Genomic DNA, 17632 nt, shown 5'->3' with positions numbered 1-17632 from the left:
ACAATCCACGGCCGAGTCGTCACACCATCACGAACGGCCGAATTGTCTGACGGGTCACGCCCGACCAGGACATCTCAACAAGATCGTGTTACGAGCTCTATGTAGACCGTATTCAGAGGTACGCCAAGGAAATCGGCCAGCTCCTCCGCGCTCGCCAAGGGGCAACGGTCCCCCGCGCCACTGGCGGCTTCTTCCGCATGGGCATTGGTTCGACGCATGGGCACTCCAGAACGGTTCGAAGCGGGCAGGAAGGAATCACGTGAGCGGTATTTCGCCGTGGTGGCACATGGAACGTTTGCACTAAATTCCGGCCGGACCAAACAGAGGGCCTCTCGACGAAACGCCTGCGACTCTTGCGAACTCTCGAAGGACACTGGTGAATGCTCACTGAGGGTTCGGAGAGGGCTCGCCGAACCCTCAGCGAGCATTCACCTAGGTGAAATCTTCTCTACCACTCTGCGCCCTTTGTCGCGAAGACCCCAAGAATGCATTTGACATCTTCGGCTCGCCTGGATCAACATCCAATTCACTTAGGGCGCGATGAACGGGCACACGATCTCGCCGTCGACGATGACCCTGATTCAAGAGAGTCCACAAATAGACTCAAAGACCCATTGAAAACTAGGAGTTAGCTGATGCCGTACGACCGCTGGCACAAGTCGCGCCCGAAAGATGGGGAGTCGACCTGCAAGGAACACGGCAAAGTCCCGACGCGGGATCACGGGATGGGGAAGTGGTGGCAGGCTCGATGGCGTAACCGGGAAGATGTCCAGCAGACGGAGCTGTTCCGCACCGAGGTCGAAGCCCGCAGGCATGAGACCAAGATGCGGTCCGGAGTGGACGACGGTTCATATATCAACCCTCGCGCCGGAGAGGTCAGGGTCGGTGAGCTCGCCCTTACGTGGCTCAAGGGGCACGAACACAAGAATCCACGAACTTACCGACGCCACAAGGAGCGGATTCTCCTGCACGTGGTTCCTACCGCAGCGGGGAAGATGCGCGTAAAGGACGTGAACGCCTCATCTCTGCTGGACTGGCTGCACGACCGTCGCAGGCTGCTCGAAAGTTCCACACTGCGCCTGGTCTTCGACAACCTTCGGGCTGTCTTTGACCTGGCCGTGGACGACAGCCTGATACACAAGAATCCGTGCCTCGCCAAATCGGTGCAGGACGCCAAGCCGAAGCGAGGAGGCGGCGGCCGGGCAGAGCTGACCCTGACATGGGAGGACACCGAGAAGATCCGTGCCGAACTTCCCGACCGCTACAAAGCGCTCGTCGACTGTGGTCGCGGCCTGGGTCTTCGGCAAGGAGAAATATTCGGCCTGTCACCAGAAGATATCGACTGGGCACATCCGGACGGCGCTATGGTCCACGTGCAACGGCAGGTAGTCCACGACGGCTCGTTCCTCGTATACGCCCTCCCCAAGGGCGGAGACGACGAGGACCCGAAGGACCGGTGGGTTGAGCTGACCGACGACGTGGCCATCCCCCTGCGCGAGCACATGCAAAAGTACCCGCCGGTCGAGGTGACCCGACCGTGGGGCAGCAAAGGCGGCGACCCGGTCACGGTGCGGCTGATCTTTTACACCCGGGAGAAGACCGCCATTCAGTCGAATTGGTTCAACTCCTACCGCTGGAAGCCCGCCCTGGCGTCGGCCGGCCTCATCAAGCCCCTTGAATCCGACGCGAAGGGACGACGTTGGGAGAAGTCCCGCGACGTGATGATGCACGCGCTCCGACACCTGTACGCGTCGATGATGATCAGCGGCGGTGTAGACGTGTACATGCTCGCGGACCGACTCGGACACGCCGATCCCGCGTTCACCCTGCGTAAGTACGTGCACCGGGTCGTGGGAGCCGGTTCCAAGGTCCGCATCGCGGTCCGGAGCGCCTACCCGGGCCGCGTGACTCCTGCACCGTTCGGCTTGTGCAACAACCGTGCAAGACGATCTTCGAGAAGGGTTGTTTGCGCAGGTCAGAAGCCTTGTCCATGAGTTCCGGGACATCTGAGGCCCTCGGCGGAGTGCGGCCCCGGCCCCCGCCGCCCCTTCCTGCCAAGCGGGGCTGGAGGGGCCTACCCGATCGGCACGCCCACGGCGGCCGAGGCGGGCGGCGGCGGCCTGGGCCCGCCGCCGCCCGGTCCGAGGACGATCTCGCTCCTGTGGCACGGCGTCGTGGTCGACGGTCGGCGTCGCGCGCATACCGTCGGCTCCCGGTGGCGTTTTCCTGCCGGTTCCGGGCCGAACCGTATCTCAGCGGTGTCGACGACCCGCCCCCCGTTCCGCGGGTACGTCGTCACCGGAACAGTGAACTGCCAAGACCCTTGGTGGCACACATGCGTGCCACCTTCTGCCGTCGTTTCGGTCTCGCATGTTGTCGCGTTGACGAATGGCGCTGCCGATCAGGGAACTCGCAGGTGTTGCCGGTGGGAGAGGATCAACCGATGGGCCGACAGGTCATTTTCGGGGCCTGACGCAGTACCGTGAGAGCACGCAAGTGCACAGGGCTTTGCGGTGGTTGGGCACGGTCGCTCCGGGACGTGCGGCGCAGGCTCCAGACGGCGATGACGACCGCGACGACCGGCGACGCCAGCGCGATGAGCAGGGACACGGTGGTCACGGGCTCACCCGCTTGGGGGGTGAGCCCGCTCTTCGCACGGTTCGCCGTCCGGCAGCCGGTACGTCCCTGTCGCTCATCGCATCCCCCGTCAGTGGCACGGCACCCCGGGACGGTCGTCGGGCCGCCCCGGGAAGCCTGCCCCGCCGTCGCCTTCGGCGAACCCGCCGGCTGCCGCACGGGAGCCGACGGGCTCAGCTCTCGGTCAGCGTGACCTCCCGCTTCTGCATCGCGTGGAAGCGGGGCAGGGGCAGGCCGCTGTCGGGACGGAGTTCCATCAGGGTGGCCTCGACCCTTGCCGCACCGGGTGCGAGGTCGTTCGGGGTCGCCTTGCCGGTGTTCTTCCAGGTGTGCTCGGCTCCGTCGCACACGGCACGGGTGCCGCCGATGCCGTGCGTGACGTTGGAGTCCTGGCCGACCGATGAGCTGAGGAAGACCGGGCCCGTGTCGGCGACGCAGCGATAGGTGCCGGAGAGCGTGACGGTGCCGTCCGCGGCGAGGCGGCCGACCGGGTCGACCGTGACGGACTCCGTCGGGTCGGCGACGGCGACGACCGCGGGCGCGGCGAGCAGAAGCAGGGCGGCACCGGCGGCCGCGGACAGGGCAGGGCGCAAGAACATGGCAGAACCTCCTGTTGTGGGGGCTCCACTGGTACCGGGCGCGCGCGTCCGGGGCGGTGATCGTCACTCCTTCGGTGGCGAGTCCGCACCGGTCGTCGACGTACGGTCCGGGAGTTGTCCTGGAGCTGTCACGCTTTCGGGCGTGCCCTGGCGGCGCCTCCCGGCCGGGCGCATGGTCTACCCATGCGGGCCGACCGGACGGCCGACCCCGCCGACCTGGAGGTGCGCGATGTGTTCCCACCAGCTTCCCGGCGCTGCTGCCGACGCCCGTCCCGTGCACGTCGTCGCCGCCCACCCCGAGCAGGGCTGGAACCTGTTGTGCGACGGCACGATCGTCTTCGACGACTCGGGCGAACTGCTGCCCGACGGCCGTGTCGTGGCCCCGCACCGCGTGACGGTGCACCAGCTCGCCGTCGCGGCCTGACCCGCCCGATCCAAGCCCCCGGTCCAAGCCCCGGGTCGAAGCCCCGGGTCCAAGCCTCCCGGTCCGACCGGCTCGGTCTGGCGCGCTCGGCCTGACCCGTTCACCTGCCTCCGCCGGTCCCGATGCCGAGCATGGCCTGGTGAACGGCGTTGCCCTTGAGGCGGCAGTCCCGCAGCCGCGAGCGAGGCCGGTCAGCGGTCCGCTGGTCGCGGGGCCGCGTCGCGGGTCGGCAGCCCGGTCAGTGGTCCAGCACCGCGAATCCGTCCAGTTCGACGAGGGCCTGCTCGTCCCAGAGCCGGACGATTTGCACGACCGCCATCGCCGGGTAGTCGCGGCCGGCCGACCGCCGCCAGATCGCGCCCAGTTCGGCGGCGTGCTCACGGTAGGCGGCGACGTCCGTGACGTAGACGGTGACGCGCGCCAGGTCGGACGCCGTGCCGCCGGCCGCCGTCAGCGCGGCCAGCAGGTTCGTGAGCGCCCGCGCGAACTGTTCCGGCAACGAATCCCCCACGACGTTCCCGTCGGCGTCGAGCGCGGTCTGCCCGGCCAGGAAGACGATGTGACTGCCGGTGGCGACGACGGCGTGGGAGAAGCCGGTGGGCGGGGAGAGCCCGGGCGGGTTGACGCGCTCGGCGGTCACTCGGCCTCCTGGTCGGCTCGCTCGGGCGGCGCGGCGTGCGGCGGCCGGTCGGCCCGCTCCGCCGCCCGCCCGCCTTCTGCCCTCTCTTCGGCCTGTGCGACCAGGTCACCCTGCGCGACCAAGTCACCCTGCGCGATCGGGTCTGCCTGCCCGATCCCTGCTGCCTGCCCGATCCGTGCCGCCTGGGTGCCCTGTGCTGCCTGGGTGCCCTGTGCCGCCTGGGTGATCTGTGCTGCCTGGGTGATCTGGTCCGGCGGATCGGCGGGGACGTCCTGCCTCACCGTCCCGGCGTGCCCGGCTCCGTCCGGGTGCTCTGCCCGGCGTGCGAGTTCCGCGTACAACTCCCTTGCGATGATGCCGCGTTGTACCTCGCTGGCACCCTCGTAGATCCGTGGTGCGCGTACCTCCCGGTAGAGGTGCTCGAGCAGGTGGCCGCGGCGCAGGGCGCACGCGCCGTGCAGTTGGACGGCTGCGTCTACGACGTACTGCGCTGTCTCGGTGGCGAGCAGCTTGGCCATCGCGGCGCGCCGGGAGACGTCCGGGGCGGCGGCGTCGTACGCGGTCGCCGCCGCGTGGACCATCAGCCGGGCCGCCTCCGTGCGAAGGGCCATCTCGGCAACCTGGTGCGAGACCGCTTGCAGATCACGCAGCTTGCCGCCGAACGCGTCACGTCGGGCGGTGTGGGCGAGGGTGGCGTCGAGCGCGGCCTGTGCCATGCCGACGGCGAACGCGCCGACGCTCGGGCGGAACAGGTCCAGGGTGCCCATGGCGACGCGGAAGCCGCGGTCGGGCTCGCCGAGCACGTCGTCCGCGGTGACCGGTACGGCGTCGAGGCGGAGGGCGCCGATGGGGTGCGGGGAGAGCATGTCGAGGGCGGATCCGGTGAGGCCGGGGCGGTCGGCGGGGAGCAGGAAAGCGGTGACGCCCCGCGCTCCGGCCCCGGGGGTGGTGCGCGCGAAAACGGTGTAGAAATCGGCTTCTGGCGCGTTGGAGATCCAGCACTTCTCGCCGGTGAGCCGCCAGCCGTCCGCTCCGTCGCGCTCGGCGGCCAGTGACAGCGCGGCCGCGTCCGATCCGGCCCCGGGCTCGCTCAGCGCGAACGCGGCCACCACCGCGCCCCCGGCGACGTCGGGCAGCCAGCGGCGGCGCTGCGCGGGGGTGCCGTGGGCGTGGACCGGGTGGGCGCCCAGTCCCTGCAGCGCGAGTGCCGTCTCGGCCTCGGTGCAGGCGTACGCGAGAGATTCCCGCATCAGGCAGAGGTCGACCGCGCCGGAAGTGAAGAGCCGGGACAGCAGCCCCAGGCACCCGAGTTCGGCGACGAGCGGCCGGTTGACCCGGCCCGGTTCGCCCTGCTCGGCGAGCGGGCGCAGCCGGTCGGCGGCCAGCGCGCGCAGTTCGGCGCACCAAGCGGTCCGTGCCGGATCGATCGAGAACGCGGGCACCGCTGCGGGCATCGCCTTCCCCTCTCCTGTGAGTGGTCCGCTCTCCCGTGAGTGGTCCGCGCGGTCACGGCACGGCCGTCGCGGCAGTCCCCTGTCCGGTCCGTGCGGGTCCGTGCGGGTCCGTGCGGGTCCGTACAGCCGTGGCCCCGGTCCTCAGTCGTCGACCACGGCATGCCGGCTCGTCCGTGCTGCCCGGTCCTCCCACGTCCGGGGGCTGACCGTGTGGCCTGCCGGCTCGTCAGCGCGGGGCTCCCGGACGGTCCGCACGGTCGCGTCGTCCGCACCCTCCCTTACGGTATCGCGCACCGTTGACTGTCGTCACCAACGCGATACGCTCGTTGCGCGATCCCAGGACGATGACGACGCCCTCCCGGGCAGCCCAGCCGGACAGTCCATCCAGGCAAGGGGGCGAACACCCATGAACGTCTCGGCCCACGTCGACACCTTCGCGCGCGACCACCTCCCGCCGCCCGGCCACTGGCCCGAGCTGCGCTTCGAGCTGCCCGGGCTGAACTACCCCGACCGGGTGAACTGCGCCGCCGAGCTGCTCGACGGCGCCGCGCCGGAACGGCCCGTGTTCCACACCGCGTCCGGGCCGTCGTGGACGTACGGCGAACTGCGTTCGCGTGTCGACCGGATCGCGCATGTGCTCACCGGCGACCTTGGGGTGATCCCCGGCAACCGGGTGCTGCTGCGCGGGCCCACCACGCCGTGGCTGGCGGCCTGCTGGCTGGCCGTGCTGAAAGCCGGTGCGATAGCGGTTACCGTCCTCGCCCAGCAGCGGCCGCACGAACTGCGCACCATGTGCGAGATCGCGCGGGTGGGGCACGCGCTGTGCGACATCCGGGCCGTCGACGACCTCGTCAAGGCGGAGACACCCGGCCTGCGGATCACGACATACGGCGGCGACGGCCCCGACGATCTGTTGAACCGGCCGTCGTCGGCGGAACCCTTTCAGGCTGTCGAAACCGCTTCCGACGACATTGCTCTGATCGCGTTCACCTCCGGCACCACCGGTCGCCCCAAGGGGTGTCTGCACTTCCACCGGGACGTGCTGGCAATAGCCGACACGTTCTCGGAACACGTCTTGAAACCGCTTGCGGACGATGTCTTCGCCGGCAGCCCGCCGCTCGGCTTCACCTTCGGGCTCGGCGGACTCGTCGTCTTCCCGCTGCGGGCGGGGGCGAGCGCGCTGCTGCTGGAACAGGCGGGCCCCCGGCAACTGTTGCCGGCGATCGCCGCACACCGCGTGTCCGTGCTGTTCACCGCGCCCACCGCCTATCGCGCGATGCTCGACGATCTCGGCGACCACGACGTGTCGTCCCTGCGGCGCTGTGTGTCCGCCGGCGAGAATCTGCCCGCGGCCACCTGGCGTGCCTGGCACGAGCGGACCGGCTTGCGGCTGATCAACGGCATCGGGGCCACGGAACTGCTGCACATCTTCATCTCCGCCGCGGACGAGCGGGTACGGCCCGGCACCACCGGCGTGCCGGTGCCCGGCTGGCACGCGCGCGTGCAGGACGCGTCCGGTGCGCCCGTGCCGGACGGCGAGCCCGGACTGCTCGCCGTGCGCGGCCCGGTGGGCTGCCGGTACCTGGCCGACCCACGACAGCAGCAGTACGTGCGGGACGGCTGGAACGTCACCGGTGACACCTACGTCCGCGAGTCCGACGGCTATTTCCGGTACGTCGCCCGCGCGGACGACATGATCATCTCGGCCGGGTACAACATCTCCGGGCCCGAGGTCGAGGAGGCGCTGCTGCGTCACCCCGACGTGCTCGAGGCGGCGGTCGTGGGACGACCCGACGAGCGGCGTGGGCAGTCCGTGGTCGCGTTCACCGTCCTGCGGGAGGGCGCACGGCGTGACGCCGAGGCCCTGCGCGCCTTCCTCAAGGAGGAGCTCGCACCCTACAAGTGCCCGCGCGAGGTCGTCTTCCTGGAGGCGCTGCCGCGCACGGCGACCGGCAAGCTCCAGCGGTTCAGGCTGCGCGCAAGCGGTTGCACCGAAGGTGACCAGCCGTGATGCCGAAGACTTAAGATGATCAACGTGTCCGACCAGCCAGCACCTCGGTCTCTCATCGTCACGCTCTACGGCGCGTACGGCCGCTTCGCCCCAGGGCCCGTGCCCGTCGCCGAGCTGATCCGGCTGCTCGCCGCCGTCGGCGTCGACGCGCCCTCCGTGCGCTCTTCGGTCTCACGGCTGAAACGCCGTGGACTGCTGTTGCCGGCGCGCACCGCGCAGGGTGCGGCGGGCTACGAACTGTCCACCGAGGCAAGGCAGTTGCTGGAGGACGGCGATCGGCGCATCTACGCCACGACGCCTCCCGCGGACGAGGGCTGGGTGCTGGCGGTGTTCTCGGTGCCCGAGTCGGAGCGGCAGAAGCGGCATGTGCTGCGGTCGCGGCTGGCGGGGCTGGGGTTCGGCACGGCGACGCCAGGGGTCTGGATCGCCCCGGCACGCCTGCACGACGAGACCCGGCACACGCTCCGACGGCTGCACCTGGACTCGTACGTCGACCTGTTCCGGGGCGAGCATCTCGGCTTCGCGCCGACCGTCGAGGCCGTCGCCCGCTGGTGGGACCTGGCGGCCATCGCCAAGGAACACGAGACCTTCCTCGACCGTCACGCGCGCGTGCTGCGGGACTGGCGGCAACGGCAGGACACCCCGCCCGAGGAGGCCTACCGCGACTACCTCCTCGCGCTGGACTCCTGGCGCCATCTGCCCTACGTCGATCCCGGCCTGCCCGCCCGGCTGCTGCCGCAGGACTGGCCGGGCACGCGTTCGGCGGCCGTCTTCCAGGGGCTGCACGAGCGGCTGCGAGACGCGGGAGCGGAGTTCGTCGGGGTGTGAGCGCGGGCTCGGCCCTGGATACGCGCATCCGCCTTCCGGCTGCCGCCTGCCGGCTTCCGGCTTCCGGCTTCCGGCCTCCACCTGACGCCCGCGGGTTTCCGTCTGCGCTGCGGGCTCCTGACGTCACCCGAGGGCGTGGCGGATCCGTTCGGCGGCCGGCGAACGCGCTCCGGCCCACGCCCCGCCGGCCCCGGCCCGGCCCGACTCGACCCGGCCTGGCCCGGCCCAGTTCGTCGCTGACCGACCAGACCGCGCCCCACACGGCCCCACACGGCCCCACCCGGCCCGTTCAGTTCGATGCCGACCGGTCCGACACCGCACGGTAGGACCATGCTCTGCGCAGGCCGCCGGTCTCATCTCCCGAGGCTCAGGCGGGGTTTGGGTGCGTCGGTCCGGCCGGTGCGCGGGGGTCTGCTGCCCGCACGGTAGGGCGCGGGCCAGTCGGCGCCCGGGCCGGTGTAGCCCTGCTCCGCGGCCGCGTGCAGGGTCCAGTTCGGGTCGTAGAGGTGAGGTCGGGCGAGGGCGCAGAGGTCGGTACGGCCCGCGAGAATCAGTGAGTTGACGTCGTCCCAGGAGGAGATCGCGCCGACCGCGATCACCGGGACGCCCGCCTCGTGGCGGATCCGGTCGGCGAACGGCGTCTGGTAGGAGCGTCCGTAGTCGGGCCGTTCCTCGGCCACCACCTGTCCCGTGGAGACGTCGACGGCGTCGACGCCGTGGTCGGCGAACGCACGGGCGATGCCGACGGCGTCGTCGGCCGACGTGCCGCCCTCGGCCCAGTCGGCGGCGGAGACACGGACGGTCATCGGTCGTTGATCCGGCCACACCTCGCGGACCGCGTCGAAGACCTCGAGCGGGAAGCGCAGCCGTCCGGCGAGAGAGCCTCCGTAGGCGTCCGTGCGACGGTTGGTGAGCGGCGAGAGGAAGCCGGACAGCAGGTAGCCGTGCGCGCAGTGCAGTTCGAGGAGATCGAAGCCGGCTCGGGCGGCCCGGCAGGCGGCGGCTGTGAACTGTTCGCGTACATCGCGGAGTTGCTCGCGGCTCAGTTCGCGCGGTGTCTGACTGCCCGGCTTGTACGGCAGGGGCGACGCGGCCACGAGCGGCCAGTTGCCGTCCGGCAGCGGTTCGTCCATGCCCTCCCACATCAGCCTCGTCGAGCCCTTGCGCCCGGAGTGGCCGAGCTGCACGCCGATCGCGGCTCCCGGCGCGTGCGCGTGCACGAAGTCGGTGACCCGCCGCCAGCCGTCGGCCTGCCGGTCGGTGTAGAGGCCGGTGCAGCCGGGTGTGATGCGGCCCTCCGGGGACACGCACACCATCTCGGTCATCACGAGTGCGGCTCCGCCGAGGGCACGGGCGCCGAGGTGGACGAGGTGGAAGTCGCCGGGGAGACCGTCCACCGCCGAGTACATGTCCATGGGGGACACCACGACCCGGTTGCGCAGCGTCAGGCCGCGCAGCCGGAACGGGGTGAACATCGGCGGCGTTGCGGGCGGGCAGCCGAACTCCCGCTCCACGGCGCCGGTGAAGCGCGAGTCGCGCAGCCGCAGGTTGTCGTGGGTCACGCGGCGGCTGCGGGTGAGCAGGTTGAAGGCGAACCTGCGGGGCGGTTGACCGAGGTAGAGGCCGAGGTTCTCGAACCATTCCAGGCTGGCGCGGGCGGCCCGCTGGGTGGAGGCGACGACGGGTCGGCGTTCTTCCTCGTAGGCGGTCGTCGCCGTGCGGAGGTCGGGGTGTTCCTCCAGGCAGGCGGCGAGCGCCAGCGCGTCCTCGACGGCCAGCTTGGTGCCGGAGCCGATCGAGAAGTGGGCGGTGTGCGCGGCGTCGCCCAGGAGGACCACGTTGCCGTGCGACCACCGTGCGTTGACGACCGTGCGGAAGGTGGTCCAGGCGGAGTTGTTGGACTTCAGGGCACGACCCCCGAGGGCGTCGGCGAAGATCTTGGCGCAGTGTGCGACGGACTCCTGCTCGTCGAGTTCGTCGAAACCGCTTGCTCGCCACACCTCCTCTCGCATCTCGATGATCACGGTCGAGGCGTCGGCCGCGTAGGGGTAGCCGTGCAGTTGCATCACGCCGTGCTCGGTCTCTGCGATCTCGAAGCGGAAGGCGTCGAAGGCGAAGTCCGCGGCCAGCCAGATGTAGCGGCAGCGGTGGCCGGTCACCCGCGGCCTGAACACCTCCGCGTACGTCTCGCGGGTAGCGCTGTGCACTCCGTCCGCGGCGATGACGAGGTCGTACTCCTGCGCCAGACGGGCGGCGTCGGGCGCCTGCGTGCGAAAGCGCAGGTCGACGTCGAGGGAGCGACAGCGCTCGTGCAGGATCTCCAGCAGCCTGCGGCGGCCGAGGGCGGCGAAACCGTGTCCGCCGGAAGTGTGACGGACGCCGCGGTGGACGATGTCTATGTCGTCCCACCGGACGAAGTCCTCCCGCAGGGATCGGTACACGGCCGGGTCGGCGTGCTCGATGCCGCCCAGGGTCTCGTCGGAGAGGACGACGCCGAAGCCGAAGGTGTCCTCGGGGGCGTTGCGTTCCCAGAGGGTGATCTCGCGGGCGGGGTCGAGGCGTTTGAGCAGGGCCGCCGCGTAGAGACCGCCGGGGCCGCCGCCGATGATCGCGATACGCCGGGGGCGGCCTGCCGGGGCATGCGGGTGAGGGTGGTCGGACGGGGCTGGTTGCGGGGTGCGACGGGGCCCCGTGCCGACGTCGCGGCGGAGCGCGGAAGCCGTCACCGCCGGCGCGGACGTCCTGGGGAGCTTCGTCCCGGAAACCGGTGTCACAGAGGTTGCCGTTTCGGTAACCGCTTTCCTCGCATTTGCCGTTTCCGTAATCGCTTTCCTCGCACTTGCCGATTTCGCAACCACTTTCCCCGAAGTTGCCGATTTCGCAACCGCTTTCCCCGAAGTTGCCGTTTCGGACACCCGTGTCTCGGAGTCCGTCACGCCGGAAGCCGCCGTCCGGGAAACCGGTGTCGTAGCAGGCGTTGTCCTCGAAGGCGGTTTCATCGGCCTCGCCATTTCGGGGGGCGCTTCTGGGTGAACGCCTCGTGGAACTCGGCGTAGTCCTCGCCGTTCATGAGCAGGGCCTGGGTGGCGGCGTCGAGTTCCACGGAGGCCGCGAGCGGCATGTCCAGTTCGGCTGTCAACAGCGCCTTCGTCTGGGCGTAGGCGAGTGCCGGGCCGTTGGCGAGGCGACGAGCCAGGGTTTGGGCGGCCTCGTCGGCCTGCCCTTCCTCGGTCAGTTCGCTGATGAGGCCGATCCGCTCGGCCTCGGGGGCGCGGACGGGTTCGCCGAGCATGAGGAGCCGGGTGGCGTGGCCGAGCCCGACGATCCGGGGCAGCAGATAGGCGGCGCCCATGTCGCCGCCGGAGAGGCCGACGCGGGTGAAGAGGAACGCGAAGCGGGCGCCGGGGTCGGCGACGCGGAAGTCGGCGGCCAGTGCGAGGACCGCGCCGGCGCCGGCCGCTGCTCCGTGCACGGCTGCGATCACCGGGAACGGGCATTCCCGCAGGGCCCGCACGACCTGGCCGGTCATCCGGTTGAAGTCGAGGAGCTGGGCGGTGTCCATGCCGAGGGTGGCGCCGATGATCTCGTCGACGTCCCCGCCGGAGCAGAAGCCCCGGCCTTCGCCGGCCAGCACCAGGGCGCGGACCGACCGCTCCCTGGTCAGCTCGGCGAGCAGGTCGCGCAGGTCGGCGTAGGCGCCGAAGGTGAGGGCGTTGAGCTTTTCCGGGCGGGCGAGGGTGACGGTGGCGACGCCGTCGGCGTGCTCGACGCGCAGATGACGCCAGTCGGGGGTGCGGGCGGCGGAGCCGGTGAAGGGACTCATGAGGGCGGCCTCCTCGACGGTCGCCTTCGAAGTTATCACCCTCCCGTGACTGTCGTCATGAGTGCGCGATATACCGCGGGGGCAGAATCGCTCTGTACCGCCGTGTCACCGCACGGCGTGCGCCCGTCACACACGTCACCGGTCGTCGATAAGGCGGTAACAACCGGATCAGGTGGGCGAGGGAGAGCGTTGACGCGGGTAAGCCGCCAGTCAGCGGGGTCTGAACGTCCCGCGCGGTGCCCACCGAGCGCTTCTGCCGGAGGTCGCCGTACCATTCCTGAAATCGAAGGCAGGACCGCCTGATGTCGATCACGGGAACCTGCGCCATGAACGGACTCGCCTTGCACGAACGCCCCTCCGATTCCGCCGCCTCCTGGCGAATCGCACTGCCGCACACTGCCGCGGCCGTGCCGGTGGCCCGTGCGCTGGTCCGCACGGCGCTGGCCGAGCTGCAGCACGGGGCGGACAGCGACACGGCGGAGCTGCTCACGGCAGAGCTGGTGGCGAACGCCGTGGAGCACACCGCCGGGGACGCGCCCATAGAGCTGGTCGTGGAGCTGCATCCGAGCGGGTGCCAGGTCGAGGTGCACGACGGCGACCCGGTGCCGCCGGGCGACCTCACCCGTCCGTCCGGCGGGGAGCCCGACCCCTGGCAGGAGCACGGACGCGGGCTGCTGCTGATCCGCGCGCTCAGCTCGTCCTGCGGGCACCGGCCCACCGAGCAGGGCAAGGCGGTGTGGTTCCGGCTGGCCGCGGTCCCGCCGCAGCGCAGTCCGCGTCCGGCATAAGGGCCGCGCCCCCCTCACCCCGCTCCCGCCCCGCCCACCGTCGCCCCACCCTGCCCCCCTCAGTGGCCTGATCAGGGCTGACCGACGCTCGGGCGGGCGTTCGAGCCGACGCGCGGACCGCCGACGTGACCGCCGGCGTGACCGCCGCCGCGACCCCCGGCATGAGCGCCGCCGTGACCACCGGCGTGACCGCCGAGGTGACCGCAGAGTCGGTCCACGATCTGGACGGCGACGGTGGTGGTCAGGTCCGCCGCGGCCGGGTCAGCGCCGGGGATGTCCGGCGAGGGTGGCGACCAGGATCGCCTTGATGGTGTGCAGACGGTTCTCCGCCTCGTCGAAGACGACGGAGTGGGCCGACTCGAAGACCTCGTCGGTCACCTCGAGGCAGTCGAGGCCGTGGCTCTCGAATATCCCCTGGCCGACCGCGGTGCCCAGGTCGTGGAAGGCCGGCAGGCAGTGCAGGAACCGGACGTCCGGGTTGCCGGTGGCGCGCAGGACGTCCATGGTGACGGCGTAGGAGCCGAGGGCGGCGATCCGTTCGGCCCAGACCTCCTTGGGCTCACCCATGGAGACCCAGACGTCGGTGGCGACGAAGTCGGCGCCGCGCACGCCCTCGGCGACGTCCTCGGTGAGCAGGACAGCGGCCCCGCTGTCCGCGGCGAGCTCGCGGGCCTTCGCTACCACCTCGTCGGCGGGCCAGTACTCCTTCGGCGCGACGATGCGGACGTCCATGCCGAGCAGCGCCCCGGTGATCAGGTAGGAGTTGCCCATGTTGAAGCGCGCGTCGCCGAGATAGGCGAAGACGATTCCGCCGTCGAGGCCCTTCGCGCAGTGCTCGGTCATCGTCAGCACGTCGGCGAGCATCTGGGTGGGATGCCATTCGTCGGTGAGGCCGTTGAAGACCGGCACGCCCGCGTGGGCGGCGAGCTCCTCGACCTTGTGCTGGCTGTCGCCGCGGTACTCGATGCCGTCGTACATCCGGCCCAGCACGCGCGCGGTGTCCTTGACCGACTCCTTGTGGCCGATCTGTGAGCCGGCCGGGTCCAGGTAGGTGGTCGAGGCGCCCTGGTCGGCGGCGGCGACCTCGAACGCGCAGCGGGTGCGCGTCGAGGTCTTCTCGAAGATGAGGGCGATGTTCCTGCCGCGCAGGTGCTGCACCTCGGTCCCGGCCTTCTTGGCGGCCTTCAGCTCGGCGGCCAGCTCGATCAGGCCGCGGAACTCCTCCCCCGTGAAGTCCAGCTCCTTGAGGAAGTGGCGGCCGGCGAGGGCGGTCGGGACAGTCGCCATGGGGGCGCTCCAGAGGTACGAGAACAGGTCACTGGAACTCTATACGATGATTAGCATTTCTATACAGAGCTGCGTTCCACCGGGCAGCTCATGCAGCGCGGGCCCCCTCTCCCCCGGCCGAGTTCGCTGCCGGGGATCTCTATCACTTCGACTCCCTGTTTGCGCAGGTGGGTGTTGGTGGTGACGTTGCGCTCGTAGGCGATGACGACGCCCGGCTCCACGGCGAGCACGTTGCAGCCGTCGTCCCACTGCTCCCGTTCGGCGGCATGCACGTCCTGGGTGGCGGTGAGCACCCGGATCTCGCTGAGGCCGAGGGCCGCGGCGATGGCTCGGTGCATGTGCTCCGGAGGGTGGTCGGTGACCTTCAGCTCCTTCTCGCCGACGCCCGGTTCGATGGTGTACGAGCGGAGCATGCCGAGGCCCGCGTACTGGGTGAAGGTGTCGCCGTCGACCATCGTCATCACGGTGTCGAGGTGCATGAAGGCACGCCGCTTGGGCATGTCGAGCGCCACGATGGTCTCAGCCGAGCCGGCGGCGAACAGCTTGTGGGCGAGCATCTCGACGGCCTGCGGGGTGGTGCGCTCGCTCATGCCGATCAGCACGGCGCCGTTGCCGATGACGAGGACGTCCCCGCCCTCGATGGTGGAGGGGTAGTCGGCCTGGCCCTCGGACCAGACGCGGAACGTCTCGCCGCGGAAGAGGGGGTGGTGCCGGTAGATGGCCTCGAAGTGGACGGTCTCGCGCTGCCGGGCCGGCCAGCGCATGGCGTTGATGGCGACGCCGTCGTAGATCCAGGCCGAGGTGTCACGGGTGAAGAGGTGGTTGGGGAGCGGGTCGAGGAGGAAGTCGTCGAGCTCCATCACGTGGAAGCGCACGGACGTCGGTTCCGGATGCGCTTCCAGGAACTCCCGCTTGGTCATGCCGCCGACGAGGGCCTCCGCCAGTTGCGGGGCGGGGAGGTCCTCGAAGGCCGCGCGGAGGTGGTCGGTGGCGAGCACCCCGTACTCCTTCTCGTCGAAGACGCGGTCCAGGACGAGCGCGCGGGCCGCCGGGATCGCCAGGGCCTCGGTGAGCAGGTCGCCGAAGAGATGGACGGCGACGCCGCGGTCGCGCAGCACGTCGGCGAACCCGTCGTGCTCGGCGCGCGCCCGGCGCACCCAGAGCACGTCGTCGAAGAGAAGTGCGTCCTTGTTGCTGGGCGTGAGCCTTTTGAGCTCGAGATCCGGCCGGTGCAGGATGACGCGGCGCAGGCGCCCGGCCTCGGAGTCGACATGGAATCCCATGCCTCCATCCTGACCACCGGGGACCGCCTTCACCCGCTACTGGACCGTTTCCGCACAGGCTTGTTCCGCTCCCGGTTTTCGTCCTCTTGACGACAAGGGGAGTGCGGGCTATCGTTTTCTTATCGTCGCTTTGACGAGAAATGAGACCGAGGGGGGTCACTCATGGCCGACATCACCCGGCGTCTGGGCTGGCGCCATCTGCGCGGCGCTCCGACCGCGCACGTACGCCACCACCGCTCCGGCAAGCTGGCGCACGACGGACCGGGGCTCAGCTTCTGGTTCCGCGCGCTGAGCGCCGCGCTCTCCGAAGTGCCGGTCGACGACCGCGAGCTGGCCATGACGTTCCACGCCCGCACCGTCGACTTCCAGGACGTGGCGGTTCAGGCCACGGTGACGTACCGGATCAGCGACCCGGCCCTGGCCGCCGCCCGTCTGGACTTCTCCATCGACCCGGACACCGGGGCGTGGCGCGGCGCGCCGCTCGAACAGCTCGGCACCCTGCTGACCGAGACGGCGCAGCAGCATGCGCTGGACGTCCTCGCCCGCACCTCGCTGTCGTCGGCGCTGGTGGACGGTGTGACGGCGGTGCGGGAGCGGGTCGCCACGGGGCTGGCGGCGGAGCCGCGGCTGCCGGCCACCGGCATCGAGGTCGTGGCCGTCCGGGTGGTGGCGCTCCGCCCGGAGCCCGAGGTGGAGCGGGCGCTGCGGACGCCTGCGCGCGAGCTGATCCAGCAGGAGGCCGACCGGGCGACGTACGAGCGGCGGGCGGTGGCCGTCGAACGGGAGCGGGCGATCGCCGAGAACGAGCTGGCCAGCAAGATCGAGCTGGCCCGCCGTGAGGAGCAGCTGGTCGAGCAGCGCGGCACGAACACCCGTCGCGAGGCGGAGGAGAGCGCGGCCGCGGACAAGGTCAGGGCCGAGGCGGAGGCGACGCGAACCGTGCGGCTCGCGCAGGCGGAGGCGGCCCGGTCGGTGAAGCTCGCGGAGGCGGAGGCGGCGAAGCAGGTACAGCTGGGGGACGCCGAGGCGCTGCGCACCGAGCGGCTGGCGCAGGCGGAGGCGGTGCGCATGGCCCGGCTCTCCGAGGCCGAGGCGGCACGCTCGGTCCGGCTCGCCCGCGCCGAGGCGGAGGCGGCGCGCGAGGTCGGCGAGGCGCGGGCCCAGGCGCAGGCCGCCTGGCTGCGGGTGCACGGGGACGTCGACGTCGCGACGCTGCACGCTCTCACCGGGACGCGGCTCGCGGAGAACCTGCCGCACATCGACAGCGTGACGATCTCACCTGACGTGCTGACGGGGCTGCTCGCCAAGCTGGGAGCAACGGAGTGAGTCTCGCCCCGCGGGCCGTGCTGGTCCATCGCACCACGGAATACGAGGAGTTGACGGCCCGGCACGGCACGCACGGCCAGGCCGCCTTCTTCCTCTCCTCGCGGGGCCGGGACATCGAGGAGGTCGCCGAACGCCATCGGCGCACCCGGCGGGCGCTGGCGGAGGTGACGGCCGCCGTCCCACTGACGTGGCGTCAGACAAGGCTGGAACGGGCCGACCTGGACCGGTTTCTGTTCGCTCCCGAGGACGTGGTGGTCGTGGTCGGCCAGGACGGTCTGGTGGCGAACGTCGCGAAGTATCTGACCGAACAGCCGGTGGTGGGCATCGACACCGATCCCGGCCGCAACCCGGGCGTCCTGGTGCGTCACCGGCCGCGGGACGCCGCGTCACTGCTGCGCTCCGTCCTCGCGGCCGGCGCCGGCACGGACGAGCTGACCATGGTGGAGGCGGTCGCGGACGACACCCAGCGACTGCTGGCCCTCAACGAGATCTACCTGGGCGCCGCCGGTCATCAGACCGCCCGCTACCGCCT

Annotated in this window: 12 protein-coding genes and 2 pseudogenes; 7 read left to right on the top strand and 7 right to left on the bottom strand. The window is 70.7% G+C overall.

What is annotated here, in order from left to right; all coding sequences use genetic code 11:
- Window positions 1-635 precede the first annotated feature (635 nt).
- Window positions 636-1994, top strand: a complete 1359-nt coding sequence (locus ACN6LD_RS39110) for a tyrosine-type recombinase/integrase (RefSeq protein WP_445045628.1) — start codon at window positions 636-638, stop codon at window positions 1992-1994.
- An 816-nt stretch (window positions 1995-2810) separates the two neighbouring features.
- Here the strand turns inward: ACN6LD_RS39110 and ACN6LD_RS39105 are convergent.
- A complete protein-coding gene (locus tag ACN6LD_RS39105; RefSeq protein ID WP_445045627.1) occupies window positions 2811-3236 on the bottom strand; it encodes a DUF6299 family protein in 426 nt (141 codons plus the stop codon).
- Window positions 3237-3465: 229 nt separating this feature from the next.
- Here ACN6LD_RS39105 and ACN6LD_RS39100 point away from each other — a divergent pair, with 229 nt between their 5' ends.
- Complete coding sequence (locus ACN6LD_RS39100) at window positions 3466-3660, top strand: DUF5999 family protein (RefSeq protein WP_057575664.1); 195 nt, start codon at window positions 3466-3468, stop codon at window positions 3658-3660.
- 238 nt (window positions 3661-3898) lie between these two features.
- On the opposite strand, the gene ACN6LD_RS39095 is transcribed toward ACN6LD_RS39100, so the two are convergent.
- Both ACN6LD_RS39095 and ACN6LD_RS39090 read right to left on the bottom strand, forming a co-directional pair.
- Window positions 3899-4300, bottom strand: a complete 402-nt coding sequence (locus ACN6LD_RS39095; RefSeq protein ID WP_445045626.1) for a RidA family protein — start codon at window positions 4298-4300, stop codon at window positions 3899-3901.
- Between the two features lie 326 nt (window positions 4301-4626).
- Window positions 4627-5742, bottom strand: a pseudogene (locus ACN6LD_RS39090) (acyl-CoA dehydrogenase family protein); the annotation flags it as partial.
- A 418-nt stretch (window positions 5743-6160) separates the two neighbouring features.
- On the opposite strand from ACN6LD_RS39090, the gene ACN6LD_RS39085 reads away from it, so the two are divergent.
- Together ACN6LD_RS39085 and ACN6LD_RS39080 are read left to right on the top strand one after the other, a co-directional pair.
- Entirely contained in the window at window positions 6161-7765 is a 1605-nt protein-coding gene (locus ACN6LD_RS39085; RefSeq protein WP_445045625.1) for an AMP-binding protein, read from the top strand.
- Between the two features lie 15 nt (window positions 7766-7780).
- Window positions 7781-8593, top strand: a complete 813-nt coding sequence (locus ACN6LD_RS39080) for a PaaX family transcriptional regulator (protein WP_319187896.1) — start codon at window positions 7781-7783, stop codon at window positions 8591-8593.
- A gap of 353 nt (window positions 8594-8946) precedes the next feature.
- On the opposite strand, the gene ACN6LD_RS39075 is transcribed toward ACN6LD_RS39080, so the two are convergent.
- Both ACN6LD_RS39075 and ACN6LD_RS39070 read right to left on the bottom strand, forming a co-directional pair.
- Window positions 8947-11319: a bifunctional salicylyl-CoA 5-hydroxylase/oxidoreductase gene (locus ACN6LD_RS39075; protein ID WP_445045624.1), complete on the bottom strand. Its 2373-nt coding sequence runs from the start codon at window positions 11317-11319 to the stop codon at window positions 8947-8949.
- 269 nt (window positions 11320-11588) lie between these two features.
- Window positions 11589-12416: an enoyl-CoA hydratase family protein gene (locus ACN6LD_RS39070; RefSeq protein ID WP_445045623.1), complete on the bottom strand. Its 828-nt coding sequence runs from the start codon at window positions 12414-12416 to the stop codon at window positions 11589-11591.
- 326 nt (window positions 12417-12742) lie between these two features.
- Between ACN6LD_RS39070 and ACN6LD_RS39065 the strand changes: the two genes are divergently transcribed.
- On the top strand, window positions 12743-13204 hold the full coding sequence (locus ACN6LD_RS39065) for an ATP-binding protein (RefSeq protein WP_445045629.1): 462 nt from the start codon (window positions 12743-12745) through the stop codon (window positions 13202-13204).
- A gap of 261 nt (window positions 13205-13465) precedes the next feature.
- Here the strand turns inward: ACN6LD_RS39065 and argF are convergent, their stop codons facing one another.
- The gene (gene argF / locus ACN6LD_RS39060) at window positions 13466-14491 is read right to left on the bottom strand and encodes an ornithine carbamoyltransferase (protein WP_319194143.1); all 1026 of its coding nucleotides are present in this window, start codon (window positions 14489-14491) and stop codon (window positions 13466-13468) included.
- Between the two features lie 59 nt (window positions 14492-14550).
- Window positions 14551-15774: an arginine deiminase gene (locus tag ACN6LD_RS39055; RefSeq protein WP_319194141.1), complete on the bottom strand. Its 1224-nt coding sequence runs from the start codon at window positions 15772-15774 to the stop codon at window positions 14551-14553.
- A 162-nt stretch (window positions 15775-15936) separates the two neighbouring features.
- Here ACN6LD_RS39055 and ACN6LD_RS39050 point away from each other — a divergent pair, with 162 nt between their 5' ends.
- A complete protein-coding gene (locus tag ACN6LD_RS39050) occupies window positions 15937-17100 on the top strand; it encodes an SPFH domain-containing protein (RefSeq protein ID WP_445045622.1) in 1164 nt (387 codons plus the stop codon).
- Window positions 17097-17632: pseudogene (locus tag ACN6LD_RS39045) on the top strand (hypothetical protein); the annotation flags it as partial. The gene ACN6LD_RS39050 and the pseudogene ACN6LD_RS39045, both read left to right, overlap by 4 nt.

The organism is Streptomyces sp. SAS_272 (assembly GCF_052543235.1).
Note: the sequence above shows the minus strand (reverse complement) of the source record. Positions and strands in the feature narration are given on the sequence as shown.

Coding starts and splice junctions, on each gene's coding strand:
- ACN6LD_RS39080 (WP_319187896.1), top strand. CDS start 7,781: ATGATCAACGTGTCCGACCAGCCAGCACCTCGGTCTCTCATCGTCACG.
- ACN6LD_RS39055 (WP_319194141.1), bottom strand. CDS start 15,774: ATGGGATTCCATGTCGACTCCGAGGCCGGGCGCCTGCGCCGCGTCATC.
- ACN6LD_RS39085 (WP_445045625.1), top strand. CDS start 6,161: ATGAACGTCTCGGCCCACGTCGACACCTTCGCGCGCGACCACCTCCCG.
- ACN6LD_RS39100 (WP_057575664.1), top strand. CDS start 3,466: ATGTGTTCCCACCAGCTTCCCGGCGCTGCTGCCGACGCCCGTCCCGTG.
- ACN6LD_RS39050 (WP_445045622.1), top strand. CDS start 15,937: ATGGCCGACATCACCCGGCGTCTGGGCTGGCGCCATCTGCGCGGCGCT.
- ACN6LD_RS39105 (WP_445045627.1), bottom strand. CDS start 3,236: ATGTTCTTGCGCCCTGCCCTGTCCGCGGCCGCCGGTGCCGCCCTGCTT.
- ACN6LD_RS39065 (WP_445045629.1), top strand. CDS start 12,743: ATGAACGGACTCGCCTTGCACGAACGCCCCTCCGATTCCGCCGCCTCC.
- argF (WP_319194143.1), bottom strand. CDS start 14,491: ATGGCGACTGTCCCGACCGCCCTCGCCGGCCGCCACTTCCTCAAGGAG.
- ACN6LD_RS39070 (WP_445045623.1), bottom strand. CDS start 12,416: ATGAGTCCCTTCACCGGCTCCGCCGCCCGCACCCCCGACTGGCGTCAT.
- ACN6LD_RS39110 (WP_445045628.1), top strand. CDS start 636: ATGCCGTACGACCGCTGGCACAAGTCGCGCCCGAAAGATGGGGAGTCG.